At 70.3% G+C, this 15,654-nt stretch carries 11 protein-coding genes and 3 pseudogenes; 3 read left to right on the top strand and 11 right to left on the bottom strand.

What is annotated here, in order from left to right:
- Positions 1-273, top strand: a pseudogene (argB, locus tag A5646_RS27960) (acetylglutamate kinase); the annotation flags it as partial.
- A gap of 32 nt (positions 274-305) precedes the next feature.
- Here argB and A5646_RS30380 read toward each other — a convergent pair.
- The 7 genes and pseudogenes from A5646_RS30380 to A5646_RS09110 form a co-directional block, all read right to left on the bottom strand.
- A pseudogene (locus A5646_RS30380) lies at positions 306-374 on the bottom strand (hypothetical protein); the annotation flags it as partial.
- 113 nt (positions 375-487) lie between these two features.
- Entirely contained in the window at positions 488-1,675 is a 1,188-nt protein-coding gene (gene argJ, locus A5646_RS09135; protein ID WP_067021327.1) for a bifunctional glutamate N-acetyltransferase/amino-acid acetyltransferase ArgJ, read from the bottom strand.
- 77 nt (positions 1,676-1,752) lie between these two features.
- A pseudogene (argC, locus tag A5646_RS09130) lies at positions 1,753-2,812 on the bottom strand (N-acetyl-gamma-glutamyl-phosphate reductase).
- Between the two features lie 30 nt (positions 2,813-2,842).
- The gene (gene pheT / locus A5646_RS09125) at positions 2,843-5,338 is read right to left on the bottom strand and encodes a phenylalanine--tRNA ligase subunit beta (RefSeq protein WP_067021323.1); all 2,496 of its coding nucleotides are present in this window, start codon (positions 5,336-5,338) and stop codon (positions 2,843-2,845) included.
- On the bottom strand, positions 5,338-6,381 hold the full coding sequence (gene pheS, locus A5646_RS09120; RefSeq protein WP_067021321.1) for a phenylalanine--tRNA ligase subunit alpha: 1,044 nt from the start codon (positions 6,379-6,381) through the stop codon (positions 5,338-5,340). The genes pheT and pheS overlap by 1 nt, the downstream gene beginning before the upstream one ends.
- A 168-nt stretch (positions 6,382-6,549) precedes the next feature.
- Positions 6,550-7,374, bottom strand: a complete 825-nt coding sequence (locus A5646_RS09115; RefSeq protein ID WP_066867160.1) for a rhomboid-like protein — start codon at positions 7,372-7,374, stop codon at positions 6,550-6,552.
- Between the two features lie 9 nt (positions 7,375-7,383).
- Positions 7,384-8,301: an adenylate/guanylate cyclase domain-containing protein gene (locus A5646_RS09110; protein WP_067021318.1), complete on the bottom strand. Its 918-nt coding sequence runs from the start codon at positions 8,299-8,301 to the stop codon at positions 7,384-7,386.
- Positions 8,302-8,512: 211 nt separating this feature from the next.
- Between A5646_RS09110 and A5646_RS09105 the strand changes: the two genes are divergently transcribed.
- Positions 8,513-9,580: an oxygenase MpaB family protein gene (locus tag A5646_RS09105; protein ID WP_369806925.1), complete on the top strand. Its 1,068-nt coding sequence runs from the start codon at positions 8,513-8,515 to the stop codon at positions 9,578-9,580.
- Here A5646_RS09105 and A5646_RS09100 read toward each other — a convergent pair.
- From A5646_RS09100 to infC, 4 genes are all read right to left on the bottom strand, one after another.
- Complete coding sequence (locus A5646_RS09100) at positions 9,567-10,367, bottom strand: RNA methyltransferase (protein WP_066867154.1); 801 nt, start codon at positions 10,365-10,367, stop codon at positions 9,567-9,569. The two genes, A5646_RS09105 and A5646_RS09100, sit on opposite strands and share 14 nt — an antisense overlap.
- A gap of 9 nt (positions 10,368-10,376) precedes the next feature.
- Complete coding sequence (gene rplT / locus A5646_RS09095) at positions 10,377-10,772, bottom strand: 50S ribosomal protein L20 (protein ID WP_007776071.1); 396 nt, start codon at positions 10,770-10,772, stop codon at positions 10,377-10,379.
- An 80-nt stretch (positions 10,773-10,852) separates the two neighbouring features.
- Entirely contained in the window at positions 10,853-11,047 is a 195-nt protein-coding gene (rpmI, locus tag A5646_RS09090) for a 50S ribosomal protein L35 (RefSeq protein ID WP_066882282.1), read from the bottom strand.
- A 66-nt stretch (positions 11,048-11,113) separates the two neighbouring features.
- Positions 11,114-11,722, bottom strand: a complete 609-nt coding sequence (infC, locus tag A5646_RS09085; protein WP_082971986.1) for a translation initiation factor IF-3 — start codon at positions 11,720-11,722, stop codon at positions 11,114-11,116.
- Positions 11,723-12,275: 553 nt separating this feature from the next.
- Here infC and lysX point away from each other — a divergent pair.
- The gene (lysX, locus tag A5646_RS09080; protein ID WP_066882279.1) at positions 12,276-15,545 is read left to right on the top strand and encodes a bifunctional lysylphosphatidylglycerol synthetase/lysine--tRNA ligase LysX; all 3,270 of its coding nucleotides are present in this window, start codon (positions 12,276-12,278) and stop codon (positions 15,543-15,545) included.
- Positions 15,546-15,654 lie beyond the last annotated feature (109 nt).

The following is a 15,654-nucleotide window of genomic DNA, read 5'->3' as shown; positions in this document are numbered from 1 at the left end:
GCATTCCTGCGTAACTGCGGCGTTCATCCCGTCGTCGTGCACGGCGGCGGCCCGCAGATCACCGCGATGCTGCGCCGGCTCGGCATCCCGGGCGACTTTAAGGGCGGATTCCGGGTCACCACACCGGAAGTGCTCGACGTGGCCCGGATGGTGTTGTTCGGCCAGGTCGGCCGCGAACTGGTCAACCTGATCAACGCGCACGGACCGTACGCCGTCGGCATCACCGGCGAGGACGCCCAGTTGTTCACCGCCGTGCGGCGCAGCATCGCGGTGATCTGCGGGCCGCCGCCGTGCACGACGACGGGATGAACGCCGCAGTTACGCAGGAATGCCATGTCGGCGGCGAAGGCGTGCCGCAGCGTGTCGTCGGTCATGGCGTTGCCGCCGTACTTGATGACCACGATCTTGCCGTGCAGCTGCTTGAGCCAGGGCAGGGCTTCGGCCAGCACCTGCGCCTTGACCACGGTGGACAACGCTTCTGTCGAGCTCATGAGCTGTAGGCCGAATTCTCCTCGACGTACCCGTGCGACAGGTCGGTGGTCCGGATGGTGGCCCGGTGCTCGCCGAGCCGCAGATCGACCGTGATGTCGATGTCGGCTTCGGACAGGTCCACCTCGCGGGCGCCCGGCATCGGAATCCCGTCGGCGAAGACCGCAAAGCCGTTGAACGCCACCGTGATCCGGTCGGGGTCCAGATCGATGGGCGCCATCCCGACGGCCGCCAGCACCCGGCCCCAGTTGGGGTCCGAGCCGAACACCGCCGTCTTGACCAGGCTGTCGCGGGCGATCGTGCGGGCGGCGACCAGGGCGTCGTCCTCGGAGGCCGCCCCCGCCACGGTGACGTTGACCCGCTTGGTGACGCCCTCGGCGTCGGCTTGCAGCTGCGCGCACAGGTCGTCGCACGCCCGCAGCACGGCGTCGTCGAGTTCGGCCTGGCTGGGCGCGATCCCGCTGGCTCCAGACGTCAGCAGCAGCACGGTGTCGTTCGTCGAGCACGCGCCGTCGACGTCGAGCCGGTCGAAGGTGGCCGCGGTGGCGTGGCGCAGCGCGCGGTCCAGGGCCGCCGCGTCGACGGCCGCGTCGGTGGTGAGCACGCAGAGCATCGTCGCCAGCGACGGCGCGAGCATGCCGGCGCCCTTGGCCATCCCGCCGACCGTCCAGTTGTCCGGGTGGTGCAGCGCAACCTGTTTGGGCACGGTGTCGGTGGTCATGATCGCCTGGGCCGCCTCGTCACCGCCGGACAGGCCGCCGGCCATGTCCTGCACGATCGTGCGCACGCCGGTGAGCACCTTGTCCATCGGCAACCGGTCGCCGATCAGCCCGGTGGAGCACACCGCGACCTCGATGGCCCCGGTCTCGGTCCCCCAGTCCGACAGCGCGGCGGCGACGGCCTCGGCGGTGGCGTGGGTGTCCTGAAATCCGCCGGGTCCGGTGCAGGCGTTGGCGCCGCCGGAGTTGAGGATCACCGCGCGCAGCGCGCCGGTGCTCAGCACCTGCTGGCTCCACAGCACCGGTGCCGCTTTGACCTTGTTGCGGGTGAACACCCCGGCGGCGGCGTAGTCCGGCCCTTCGTTGAACACCAGGGCCAGATCGCGGTTGCCCGAGGCCTTGATGCCGGCGGCGATGCCGGCGGCCCGGAATCCGGCCGGCGCGGTGACGCCCTGTCCGCGCAGCAGCCGCGCTTGCGTCGCTACGACAGATGGCGCCGCTTCTTCGACCCCGGCTACGCCGGCGTCATCGTCGCCGGCGCGCGTCACGGCGCCACCCCGATCACCGAAAGCCCTTCGGTCTCCGGCCAACCCAGCGCCAGGTTCATCGACTGCACGGCGGCGCCGGCGGTTCCCTTGACCAGGTTGTCGATCGCGGCGATCGCGACGAAGGTCTGCGCCGCCTCGTCCACCGCGACCGCGATGTGCGCCGCGTTGCTGCCGATCACCGCTCCGGTGCGGGGCAGCTGCCCCTCGGGCATCAGGTAGATGAAAGGCTCTGCGTGGTAAGCCTTTTCGTAGGCTTCGCGCAGTTGTGCCAGCGGCGCGCGGGTGCGCGCGGTGCAGGTGGCCAGGATGCCGCGGGAGGTCGGGATGAGCACCGGGGTGAACGACACCGTGACGTCGCGGCCGGTAACCGCCCCGAGCCCCTGGGCGATCTCCGGGGTGTGCCGGTGCGCCCCGCCGATGTTGTAGGCCCGCGCCGACCCGATGACCTCCGCGCCCAGCAGGTCGGTCTTGGCGGCGCGACCGGCCCCGGACGTGCCGCTGACCGCCACCACGGTGACGGCGGGCTCGATGAGATCCGCGGCCACCGCGGGCAGCAAGGCCAGCAACGCCGCGGTCGGGTAGCAGCCCGGCACCGCGATGCGGCGGGCGCCGCGCAGCCGCTCCCGGGCGCCGGGCAGCTCCGGCAGACCGTAGGGCCAGCTGCCGGCGTGCGCGGACCCGTAGTAGCGCTCCCACGCGTCGGCGTCGGTGAGCCGGAAGTCGGCGCCGCAGTCGATGATCAGGGTGTCGGGCCCGAGCTGAGAGGCCAGCGCGGCCGAATGGCCGTGCGGCAGGGCCAGGAACACCACGTCGTGGCCGGCGAGCACGTCGAGCTCGGTCGGCTCGACCACCCGCTGGGCCAGCGGGGTCAGGTGCGGGTGGTGCTCGCCGAGCGTGCTGCCGGCGCTGGCGGCGGCGGTCACCGCGCCGATCGTCAGGCGTCCGTTCGCGTAGGCCGGGTGCCCGAGCAGCAGGCGCAGGATTTCACCGCCCGCGTAGCCGCTGGCACCGGCAACCGCCACCTTCATTCCGTCGGCCATTCCGCCGATTCTGCATGGTTATGCAGTGCTTTGCAAATCCATTCCACTAGGCCCGTAGCTCCGCGCCGACCGCCTCGGCGGCGCGGCGCACCGCGGCGTCGCGAGCGGCGGTGGCGTCGTCGTCGGTGAGGGTGCGGTCGGGCGCGCGGAAGCGCAGCGCGAAGGTCAGCGATTTGCGGTCCTCGCCGATCTGCGGGCCGGTGAACACGTCGAACAGCTGCAGGTCTTCGAGCAGCTCCCCAGCGCCTTCGCGGACGGCGTCGGCCACCGCCTGGGCCGGCACCTGCGCGGGCACCACTAGGCTGAGGTCCTGGAAGACGGCCGGGAACGGCGACACCCGCGGCGCCGGCAGCGTCAGCGGGATGGGTATCGCGTCGAGGTTGAGCTCGAGGGCGCAGGTGCCCTTCGGCAGCCCGGAGCGCTCGATCACCGCCGGATGCAGCTGACCCGCGTGCCCCACCGCAACGTCCCCGACGAGCACCTCGGCGCACCGCCCCGGATGCCACGGCAGGTATTGCGCCGCGCGCAATCGCACGTCGATTCCGCCGGCGCGGGCGATGATGCGCACCGCCTCGAACGCGTCGGCGGCTTCGGCGCGCCGGCCCGGGCCCCAGGGTCCGCGGTGTTCCCGCAGGCCGCTCAGCACCGCGGCGACGTGCTCGGGTTGCCGCGGCAACGACGCGTCGAGCGCGGCGATCTCGGCGTCGGTGGGCCGGCGGCCGACGGGGATCACGTTCACGGCGCGGGTGTCCGCCGTCGGCTGGACCACCTGCGCGAGGGCATAGAGGGAGACGTCGACCAGGCCGCGCGAGACGTTGCGCACCAACGCTTCCAGCAGCGCCGGCAGCAGCGTGGTGGCCAGGTGCGGGCGGTCGGCCTCCAGCGGGTTGAGCACGTCGGTCGTGATGCGCCGCGGGTCGTCGGCCGGCAGGCCCCACAGGTCGAACACGCCGGCGGGCAAGAACGGGGTGGGCAGGATCTCCACATAGCCGGACTCGGCCAGCGACCTGCCGATCGCGCGGCGGCGCTTCTGCACGGCGGACAGGCCGCGGCCGGCCGGCGCCGACGGCAACACCGACGGAATGACCTCGAGCCCCTCCAGCCGCAGCACCTCCTCGACGAGATCGGCGGGCTGCAGCAGGTCGGGACGCCAGCTGGGTGGCGTCACCGTCAGCGTGTCGCCGTTCGCCACGACCTCGGCGCCGATCTGGGCGAGCCGCCTGGCGGTGGTGCCCGGCGCATAAACCACCCCGGCGAGGCGATCCGGCAGGTCGGCGGCGATGTCGATCGGCGGGAGCGACCAGTCGTCGCGCGGTGGGTCGCCGCGCCAATCGGTCAAACCCTCCCCGACCACGCCGCCGGCGATGTCGGCGAGCAGGGTGGCGCAGCGGTCCAGCGCGGCCACCGAGATGGCCGGATCCACCCCGCGCTCGTAGCGGCGGGCGGCTTCGCTGGGCAGGTGCAGCCGGCGCTGGGTGCGCGACACGGCGGCCGGGTCCCAGACCGCGGCCTCGAGCAGCACGTCGGTCGAATCGGCGCGCACCTCGGTGCTCGCCGCGCCCATCACGCCGCCGATCGCGGTGGTCGCCGTGTCATCGACGATGAGCACGTCGGCCGGTTCGAGTTTGCGCTCGATGTCGTCGAGGGTCACCACGGTCTCGCCGGGCCGGGCGAATCGCACGCCGAAGCCGCCGGTGATGCGGTTGCGGTCGTGGGCGTGCATCGGGTGACCCAGCTCGAGCATCACGTAGTTCGTCACGTCGACGGCCGGGGACGTCGCCCGGATGCCGGACAACAGCAGCCGGCGCTGCAGCCACCACGGCGACACGGCGGCCGGGTCGATGCCGGTGACCGGGCGCAGCGCGAACCGCCGAACCCCGGTGCCGGGCTGCACGGTCAGCGGCCAGGCCTCGCCGTTGGCCGGCAGCGGCTTGATCACCTGGCTGCCCGCGGGGTCGACGAAGTCCAGGTCGTAGGCGCAGGCGACCTCGCGGGCAAGCCCACGCAACGACAGGCCGTAGCCGCGGTCGGGCGTGATCGCCAGGTGAAAGATCACGTCGTCCAGGCCGAGCACGGCGGCGGCGTCGGCTCCGGGGTCGGCGGTGCCCGGCGGCAGCACCAGGATCCCGGAATGGTCGGCGCCCAGCCCGAGTTCGGCCGCCGAGCAGATCATTCCGTCGGAGGTGCGGCCGTAGGTCTTGCGGGCGGCGATGGTGAAGTCGCCGGGCAGCGTGGTGCCCGGCAGCGCCGCCACGATGAGGTCACCAGCAACGAAGTTGCTTGCGCCGCAGACAATCTCACGGTCCTTGTTTTCACCGACGTCGACGTGGCAGAACCGGATCGGCTTCTTGAAACCGGTGAGCTCTTCGATGTCGGTGACCCGGCCCACGGTCAGCGGGCCGTCGACCGGTCCCAGGGTGGCGACCTCCTCGACCTCATGGCCGATGCGCACCAGCGTCTGCTCCAGCTCGGCGGCCTCGACGTTCCAATCCGGCGCGCCGGCCGCCACGATCTCACGTAGCCAGCTGTAGGGAACGCGCATCAGGCACCCACCCCGAACGGAAGCGAGAACCGCACGTCGCCCTCGACCATGTCGCGCATGTCCGGAATCCCGTTGCGGAACTGCAGGGTTCGTTCCAGCCCCATGCCGAACGCGAAGCCGGAGTGCGCGCCCGGATCAATCCCGGCGGCGCGCAACACGTTTGGATGCACCATCCCGCAACCGCCCCACTCCACCCAGCCGGGGCCGCCCTTCTTGCCGACGAACCAGACGTCGACCTCGGCGGACGGCTCGGTGAACGGGAAGAAGTGTGGCCGGATCCGGGTGCGCGCCTCGGGGCCGAACTCGGCGCGCGCGAACGCATCCAGCGTTCCCCGCAGGTGCGCCATCGTCAGGCCGCGGTCCACCGCCAGACCCTCGACCTGGTGGAACACCGGGGTGTGGGTGGCGTCGAGCTCGTCGGTGCGGAACGTGCGGCCGATCGAGACGATGTAGACGGGCAGCTCGCGGGCGAGCAGGGTGCGCACCTGCACCGGCGACGTGTGGGTGCGCAACAGCTGCCGGGAATCGTCGGGCGCGATGTAGAAGGTGTCCTGTTCGCTGCGCGCGGGGTGGTCGGCCGGGAAGTTCAGCGCGTCGAAGTTGAACTGCTCGGTCTCGACCTCCGGGCCCTCCGCCAGTTCCCAGCCCATCGCGATGAAGGTGTCGGCGATGTGCTCGGCCAGGATCGTGATCGGGTGCCGGGCGCCGGGCGGCTGCCGGGTCGACGGCAACGTGACGTCGATGCCCTCGGCGACCAGCACCGCGGCGTCGCGCTCTGCCCGCAGGACCGCGAGCCGCTCGTCGTAGCCCTGTTGGGCTTCGGTCCGGGCGGCGTTGACCCGCTTGCCGGCATCGGCGCGCTCGTCCTTGGGGACGCCGCCGAGCGCCTGGCGCGCCAGCGCCAGGGGTGCGCGGTCACCGAGGTGCTCGGTCTTGGCGCGCGCCAGCGTGTCGAGATCGCCGGCCCGCGCGAAGGCCTCCCGGGCGGCGCTGACCGCTGCGGCCAGGGCTTGCGGCGACAGATCGACGGGTTGATCACCCACGCGGCGACACTCTCCTTGCTGACGAGGCTGTTCGGGCTGCCCGCATCGATGTGCTTCCGCGCGGCACGGGTCGAGTGCTGATCATAGTGATTCGGCGCGCGGCACCCGCCGGGCGCTTGGCGGTCGAGCCGGCGGGTGGCCGCCGCGGGCCACCGACGGCGGTGTGGCTTAGCCGGCGACGGCCGGCTGCGGCCCGCCCAGCGTGTCGTCGCCCAGCACGGGGGCCTCCAGCGGGGCGACGCCCCGACCGCCGGCGACCTTGGTCACCTTGTAGGCGACGAACGCGCCGATGACACCGAAGACCGGCGTCGCCGCCATGGTCCCCCAGTGGTGGGCCAGCATCAGGAAGCCGAAGCCCGCGGACGCCGCCAGCATCAGGTAGCGCGCGGGCGTCCAGTGGATCGGCTGCCTGAACCGGGCGGACACCAGCACGCCCAGGATCACGGCGACGGTGTGGCCGGCGTCGGTGAAGTCGCCGCCGATGATCGCCGAGGCGATGCCCGCCGACACCCACCAGCCGACCCAGCCGGCCCGCCAGCGCGACGGGATCACCGCGGTCATCGCGCCGAGCACCGCCAGCGCGCCGTAGCTCATGCCGACGTCGCTGGCCCGGGTGATCGACACGGGCAGCCAGCCGAACTCGACCGACGCGGCCAATGCGGCGGCCACCAGCAGGGTCGCGCCGATGTGGCCGACGAGGAAGGCCACCACCAGCCGGATGGTGCGCAGATGCAGCTCGGCCAGCGCCAGCAGGCAGGTCAGGAAGGGCAGCCAGAAGTAGAGCGGGCCGGCGTCGACCACCAGAGCGCTGCCCAGCAGCGTGCCCAGGTGGCCGTGGGCCAGGTTGTGCACGTTGGTGCTGGCGCGCGCAACGATGACGTCATGCGCGTGCGGGCCGAGGGCCAGGATGGCGCAGCTGATGGCGAGCAGCACCGCCGCATACCCCACAGTGAATTGGACCCGGGCGAGCCGGGACGCGATGCCCCCTAACATTGGCATCCATTATGGCTGCGGTTTTGTCTCGGCTGTGTCATCAGGGCCTGACAACTCCTTAAGAGTCTTGAGGCGATATATCGCCAAATCGTCGGGAATGCCGGCGGGCTTCGGCCCGAAAACCGGCTTCCTCGTGCGTTTGGCCTCGACGCCCAACGCGTCCAACTCGCTTTGCGGTATGAGATCTAACGTTGAACTCGACACCATGATTCCACCCTTGGTGGCCCTTTCCATAACTCGTGCGGCGATGTTCACATCGACGCCGAGCCAGTCGGCGGCCAACCGCTGCGGGCGTCCCGTGTGGATTCCGACCCGCATCCTGGGCGTATAGCCCTCCACCTCGACCGATTTCAGCGCGTCCTTGGCGGCCAGCACGGCGCGCACGGCGACCGTCGGATCACCGAACACGGCCATGATGCCGTCGCCCATCCGTTTGACGATGTGTCCGCCGGCGTCGAGCAGGGGCGGCTCGAGGGCCCGCGCCACCTGCCGCAGCAGCACCAGCGCCGCGTCGTCGCCGGCTTGCAGGGACCACGTCGAGAAGCCGACCAGGTCGGTGAAGACCAGCGTCACCTCCGGGTTGGCCGGCCGGCGCGACACCCCTTCGGTCAGCGCCTGCCACACCTGCAGCACCCCGAGGCTGACCTCGCGCGACACCGCGTCGCGGTCGCCCAGCAGCCGGTCGGCAGCGCGCGCCGCGGCGCGCGGGCCACCCTCGCCCGCCGTGGACAGCGGATCGCCGAACTCGGGGTCGCCGGGCAGCAGCCGGCGGGCGCGCCGGATGAAGGCGACCGCCGCGGGGCTGCGGTTGCGGCTGTGCAGCCATTGCGTCGCGCTGTGCACCGACAGTGGAGAGCGCGGCGGAGCCGAGTGCGCCTGGGATTCTTCGGCCTCGCCCGGGTCCAGATCGCGACGCGCGAGTTCCACCCGGCCAGGTTATTTGGTTTTCTTCGAGGCAGGCAATGACGGCCGCGCCCGATGTGTCACACGTCGCACCAAACCGCCTGATCACACTGGTGCCACACCGGTGTCCAAGCTCGATAACACCCGGCGGACACCTCGCCGAAATCGTAGACAACGCCCGTTGTCAAAGTTATCGTGAGCCCAACCGGAGCAGGAGGCCGCGATGACTGGCACTGTGCATGCGGGCGGGACTGCGCCCGCCGATCCGCTCGGACCAGATTCTTTGACCTGGAAGTATTTTGGCGACCTGCGCACCGGAATGATGGGCGTGTGGATCGGGGCGATCCAGAACATGTACCCCGAGCTCGGCGCGGCCGTCGAGGAGCATTCGATCCTGCTGCGCGAGCCGCTGCAGCGGGTGGCCCGGTCGGTCTACCCGATCATGGGGGTGGTCTACGACGGCGACCGGGCGTCGCAGACCGGCCGGCAGATCACCAGCTACCACCACACCATCAAGGGCACCGACGCGGCCGGGCGGCGCTATCACGCGCTGAACCCGGAGACCTTCTACTGGGCGCACGCCACGTTTTTCATGCTGATCGTCAAGGTGGCCGAGTACTTCTGCGGCGGTCTGACCGAGGCCGAGAAGCGGCAGCTGTTCGCCGAGCACGTCCAGTGGTACCGGATGTACGGCATGAGCATGCGGCCGGTGCCCGAAACCTGGGAGGAGTTCCAGGAGTACTGGGACCGGGTTTGCCGCGAGGAGCTGGAGATCAACCAAGCGACGCTGGACATCTTCCGGATCCGCATCCCCAAGCCGAAATTCGTGCTGATGCCCACACCGATCTGGGACCAGATCTTCAAGCCGCTGGTCGCCGGCCAGCGCTGGATCGCGGCGGGGCTGTTCGAGCCCGCGGTGCGCGAGAAGGCCGGACTGCACTGGACCCCGGGCGACGAGGTGTTGCTGCGCCTGTTCGGCAAGCTCGTCGAACTGGCCTTCCTGGCGGTGCCCGACGAGATCCGGCTGCACCCGCGCGCGCTGGCCGCCTACCGCCGCGCCGAGGGGCGACTGCCCACCGACGCGCCGCTGGTGGAGGCCCCGCCGTTCATGGCGCCGCCGCGCGACCGGCGCGGGCTGCCGATGCATTACTTCCCCCCGTCGGCGAAGTCGCCGTTGGACCCGGCGCTGCAGCCCGCCCGGGCGCTGATGGAACGCGCCGGTTCGCTGGTGCACACGACGCTGTCGCTGGCCGGCCTGCGCGCCGGGCGGAGCCGGCCCAAACGCGCCGCTAAGGCCGCGTAGGCAGGTTCAGCGCCCGCGCGCTCTGATACAGGCAGATGGCCGCCGCGGACGCCACGTTCAGGCTCTCCGCCCCACCGGCCATCGGGATCCGCAGCCGGTGGTCGGCCGCCGCGGCGATTTCGCTTGGCAGACCGTGTGATTCGGGGCCGAACAGCCACGCCGTCGGCACGCCGAGCAGTTCGCCGGCCTCGTCGAGCCGCGTCTGGGCGTCGACGGTGGTGGCGAGCAGCTGCAGGCCCGCGGCGCGCAACGCGTCGACCGCGGCGAGCGGGTCCGGCGCGACGACGACCGGGACCGAGAAGATGCTGCCGGCCGACGCGCGCAGGCACTTGCCGTTGTACGGGTCGACGCTGTGGCCGCCCAGGATGACGCCCGCCGCGCCCAGGGCGTCGGCGAGGCGGATGAGGGTGCCGGCGTTGCCCGGTTCGCTGATCTCGACGGCGACCGCGACCAGTGCGGGCGGCCCGGCCAGCACGTCGGAAAGTCGGGTCGCCGGCGTTTCGCACACGGCGACCAGGCCGGCCGGAGTGACGGTGTCGGACAACGCTTTCGCCGCGCGCTCGCTGACCGGGTGCACCGGGCAACCCGCGGAAGCCAACGTCGCCAGCAGCGACTCATGCCGCTGCTGGGCGACTTCGGTGACGAAGACGTCGCGGACCAGGCCGCGGCGGGCGGCGGCCTCGACGAGGTTGGGGCCCTCGGCGAGGAATCGGCCCGCCCGCCGGCGGCCGACGTGGCGGTGCAACTTGACCGCCGCGGCGACCCTGGCCGAACGTTCGGTCAGCACCTGCGCTTGTTAGGCCGCTTCTCCCGAATCCGAGGGAGCGTTGACATCCTCGGGCAGGGCCGCCCGCGCGATGTCGACCAGCGCCGTGAAGGCGGCCGGGTCGGCAATCGCGATGTCGGACAGGTTCTTTCGGTCCACTTCCACACCGGCGGCCTTGAGGCCCTGGATCAGCCGGTTGTAGGTGATGTCGTTGGCGCGCGCCGCCGCGTTGATCCGCGAGATCCACAACTTGCGGAACTCGCCCTTGCGCGCACGACGGTCGCGGTAGGCGTAGTTCAGCGAATGAAGCTGCTGCTCTTTGGCCTTGCGGTAGAGCCGGGATCGCTGGCCGCGATAGCCCTTCGAGGCCTTCAGGATGCTGCGCCTCTTCTTGTGGGCGTTGACCGCCCGCTTCACGCGTGCCATTGGATGTTCCTACTCTCGTTCACAATCGGTTGGTCGGGTCGCCGTGCCAGCTCGCGCTGCGGGTCTGGCCGGCGCGGTGGTCAGCCGTTCAGCAGGCTGTTGACGCGCTTGGTGTCGTTGGCCGACACCGTGGTGCGGCCGTCGAGCCGCCGGGTCCGCTTGGTCGGCTTGTGCTCGAGCAGATGCCGGCGGTTGGCCTGCTGGCGAACGATCTTGCCGGTTCCGGTGCGCCGGAACCGCTTCGACGCCCCGCTGTGGGTCTTGGCTTTGGGCATGTTTCCTCTGTTCTATGAAGTGCTCGAGTGCGGGGCACTCGGGCGCTTGAAAAGTCTCGCGCTGGGTCAGTTCGACGAAGGTTCGGCTTCGGCGGCCGCATCGGTCTCCGATGCCGCGCCGCCCCCCGGTCCTTCCGGATGGCGCGCCTTGGCGCGAGTCTTCGCGCCGCGGTGCGGTGCCAGCACCATCGTCATGTTGCGGCCGTCCTGCTTGGCGGACGTTTCGACGAAGCCGTATTCGGCGACGTCCGCTCCCAGGCGCTGAAGCAGCCGATAGCCCAGCTCGGGCCGCGACTGCTCACGTCCGCGGAACATGATGGTGACCTTCACCTTCGACCCCGCCTCCAGGAAGCGGATGACGTGACCCTTTTTGGTCTCGTAGTCGTGATCGTCGATCTTGGGTCGCAGCTTCTGTTCTTTGACGACGGTCTGCTGCTGGTTCCGGCGGGATTCGCGCGCCTTTTGCGCCGCTTCGTATTTGAACTTGCCGTAGTCCATGATCTTGCAGACCGGCGGTCTGGCGTTCGGGGCAACTTCGACAAGGTCAAGATCGGCGTCCGCAGCGACGCGCAGTGCGTCTTCGATGCGCACTATGCCTACCTGCTCTCCCCCTGGGCCGATCAATCGGACTTCAGGTACGCGAATGCGCTCGTTGACGCGGGTCTCAGTGCTGATGGGGCCTCCCTTGTTGGGCTTCTCTAGGTCCTGCGGTGACGACCGCCTGGGTCGGTCCGGGAATCAGCGGCGGAGACACCACACCACTAGCAAAAAAGCCCTGCACAAGCAGGGCCCAATGCCGACCGATCGCGGCTGGAAACTGCTCGAGCCGCCCGCGTCACCCGCGGAACAGGCATCCGCGATGCCTGTGACCGGACCGCTGAACCTTTCGAAGATCCGCAACGGGATTTCATCGGCTCGCGGTGGGAGTGGGACTCCACTTAACTGTTCCTGGCATTCGCCGGGATGGTCGCAGCCGCTAGTTTAGCAGCCTTGAGGTGGCTTTTAGCACTTCGGCCGGTCGACCGCGCCGCAATGGGCCGGCGGCCGGCCCGAAACCACGCCCAAACTGGCGGCCGCCAGTCTCAGCGCTTCGACAAGCTTTTCACGGATTGAGGGCATATCCTCGCGGTCTGTGACACTCGCATCTCCTAGTTCGAGGCCCGGTTCGGGCCCTCGTTCAGGCCTGCGTTCGGGGCCGCGCGGCCGGTCGAACTCGCGGTACCGCTGGGTGCCGGCGGCGGCCGGATGGACCGTGGGCGTCATCGCGACCGTGTCGCTGCTCGGCAGCGTGTCCCCGCTGATCCGGTACCTGATCAAGGTCCCGCGCGAGTTCATCAACGACTACCTGTTCAACTTCCCGGACACCAGCATCGCGTGGTCGTTCATCCTGGCGCTGCTGGCCGCGGCCCTGACCGCGCGCAAGCGCATCGCCTGGCTGCTGTTGCTGGCCAACATGATCCTGGCCGCCGCGCTGAACGCCGCCGACATCGCCGCGGGCGACAACACCGCCGCGGAGATCTTCGGCGAGAACCTCGGCTTCGCCGTCCACATCGTGGCGATCGTCCTGCTGGTGCTGGCCTACCGGGAGTTCTGGGCCAAGGTCCGCAAGGGTGCGCTGGTCAAGGCGGCCGCGGTGCTCATCGCCGGCGACGTGGTGGGCATCCTGGTGTCCTGGGGCCTGGTCGAGTTGTTCCCGGGAACGCTGGCCCGCCAGGACCGGCTGCCGTACGTGGCCAACCGGGTGGTCGGATTCGCGCTCGCCGATCCCGACCTGTTCACCGGCCGGCCGCACGTCTTCCTGAACGCGATCTTCGGGTTGTTCGGCGCGCTGGCGCTGATCTTGGCGACGATCGTGCTCTTTCAGTCCCAGCGCGCGGAGAACGCGCTGACCGGCGAGGACGAATCGGCCATCCGCGGCCTGCTCGAGCTGTACGGCAAGAACGACTCCCTGGGCTACTTCGCCACCCGCCGCGACAAGTCGGTGGTCTTCGCCCAAAGCGGACGCGCCGCGGTCACGTATCGCGTCGAGATCGGCGTCTGCCTGGCCAGCGGTGACCCGATCGGCGATCCGCGGGCGTGGCCGCAGGCCGTGGACGCCTGGCTGGGGTTGTGCCAGACCTACGGCTGGGCGCCCGGGGTGATGGGCGCCAGCACCCAGGGCGCGCGGGCCTACCGCGAAGGCGGTCTGAACGCGCTCGAGCTCGGCGACGAAGCCATCCTGCGGACCGCCGATTTCAAGCTGTCCGGCCCCGACATGCGCGGCGTCCGCCAGGCCGTGACCCGGGCCCGTCGGGCTGGCCTGACCGTGCGGATCCGGCGCCACCGCGACATCAGCGCCGAGGCCATGGCCGACACCATCGCCCGCGCCGACGCCTGGCGCGACACCCAGACCGAGCGCGGCTTCTCGATGGCGCTGGGCCGACTCGGCGACCCCGCCGACGGGGACTGCCTGCTGGTCGAGGCGCTGGACCGCGACGGCAGCGTCGTCGCGATGCTGTCGCTGGTTCCCTGGGGGACCACCGGTGTCTCCCTGGACCTGATGCGCCGGTCGCCGCAGTCCCCCAACGGCACCATCGAGCTGATGGTCAGCGAGCTGGCGCTCAATGGCGAAACCCTTGGCATCACCCGCATCTCGCTGAACTTCGCGATGTTCCGCTCGGCGTTCGAACAGGGCGCCCAGCTCGGCGCGGGTCCGGTCGCCCGGCTGTGGCGAGGACTGTTGCTGTTCTTCTCGCGGTGGTGGCAGCTGGAAACCCTGTACCGCTCGAACATGAAGTACCAACCCGATTGGGTGCCGCGTTACGCCTGCTACGAGGACGCCCGGCTGATCCCGCGGGTCGGCGTCGCTTCGGCACTCGCCGAGGGCTTTTTGGTGTTGCCGTTCGGGCGGCGCAAGACGCACACCGGCCACTACCCCGCCGTCCCGCCACGGTTGGCGGAGTCCGGGCTGCTGCATCACGACGGCAGCGCCCCGGACGTCAGCGGGCTGCGGGAACGCCGGGAGTCCGCCGACGAGGAGGAGTCCAGGTCACGGCTGCCCGAACAAGTTCGAGTGCGCCTGGCCAAGCTGAAAGCCCTGAAGCACAACGGCGTTGACGCTTACCCGGTGGGGACCCCGCCCACCCACACCATCGCCCGGGCCCTGGTCGCCGACGACCAGGAAAGTGTGACGGTGGCGGGACGGATCCTGCGGATCCGCGACTACGGCGGCGTGCTGTTCGCCGACCTGCGCGACTGGTCGGGGGAAATGCAAGTGCTGCTGGACAATTCGCAGCTGCAGCGGGGGCGGACCGCGGACTTCACCGCGGCCATCGACCTGGGCGATCTGGTCGAGGTGTCCGGGCAGATGGGCTTTTCCAAGAAGGGAAGCCGCTCGCTGATCGTCACCGACTGGCGGATGATCGGCAAGTGCCTGCGGCCCCTGCCGAACAAGTGGAAGGGGCTGACCGACCCGGAGGCGCGGGTGCGGACCCGCTACGTCGACCTGGCCGTCAATCCCGATTCGCGCGAGCTGATCAAGGCCCGCAGCGACGTGTTGCGTTCGGTCCGGCAGACGCTGTTCGCCAAGGATTTCATCGAGGTCGAGACCCCGATCCTGCAGCAGATCCACGGTGGAGCGACCGCGCGGCCCTTCGTCACGCACATCAACACCTACGACCTGGACCTGTTCCTGCGCATCGCCCCCGAGCTCTACCTGAAGCGGTTGTGCGTCGGCGGCGTGGAGCGTGTCTTCGAATTGGGCCGCGCCTTCCGCAACGAGGGCGTCGACTTCAGCCACAACCCGGAGTTCACCCTGCTGGAGGCCTACCAGGCCCACGCCGACTACACGGTGTGGATCGATGGCTGCCGCGAGCTCATCCAGAACGCCGCCGAGGCCGCGCACGGCGAGCAGGTGGTGCTGCGACCCCGCACCGACGGGGGGGACGGCCGGCTCGAGCCCGTCGACGTCTCCGGGGTGTGGGCGGTCAAGACCGTCTATGACGCGGTGTCCGAAGCGCTCGGCGAGCGCGTCGACCCCGCCACGTCGCTGTCCGCCCTGCGCAAGCTGTCCGACGCCGCGCACATCCCCTATCGGGCGCACTGGGATGCCGGCGCGGTGGTGCTGGAGCTGTACGAGCATCTGGTCGAGGACCGGACCGAGGAGCCGACGTTCTATATCGACTTCCCGACGTCGGTGTCGCCGCTGACCCGGCCGCACCGCAGCGAACCGGGCGTGGCCGAGCGGTGGGACCTGGTGGCCTGGGGGGTCGAGCTGGCCACCGCCTACAGCGAGCTCACCGACCCGGTGGAACAGCGCCGCCGCCTGCAGGAGCAGTCGTTGTTAGCTGCCGGCGGGGATCCCGAGGCGATGGAGCTCGACGAAGACTTCCTGCAGGCGATGGAGTACGCGATGCCGCCCACCGGCGGACTCGGGATGGGCATCGATCGGCTCGTCATGCTCATAACGGGCCGCAGCATCCGGGAGACCTTGCCATTTCCGCTGGCCAAGCCGCATTAGCGGCGGCCCCGAACGTCCGTAGAGCCCAGCGCGAACATTCGGTGAATTTGTTCCAGGCCGATTAACTTTAGATCACAATGACTCACGTGACAGCCCCGACGGACAGCGC

This window comes from Mycobacterium sp. 1245499.0, from assembly GCF_001673615.1.
Classification (GTDB): Bacteria; Actinomycetota; Actinomycetes; order Mycobacteriales; family Mycobacteriaceae; genus Mycobacterium; species Mycobacterium europaeum_A.
The sequence above is the reverse complement of the archived record's forward strand: the minus strand, read 5'-3'. Positions and strand labels throughout refer to the sequence as shown.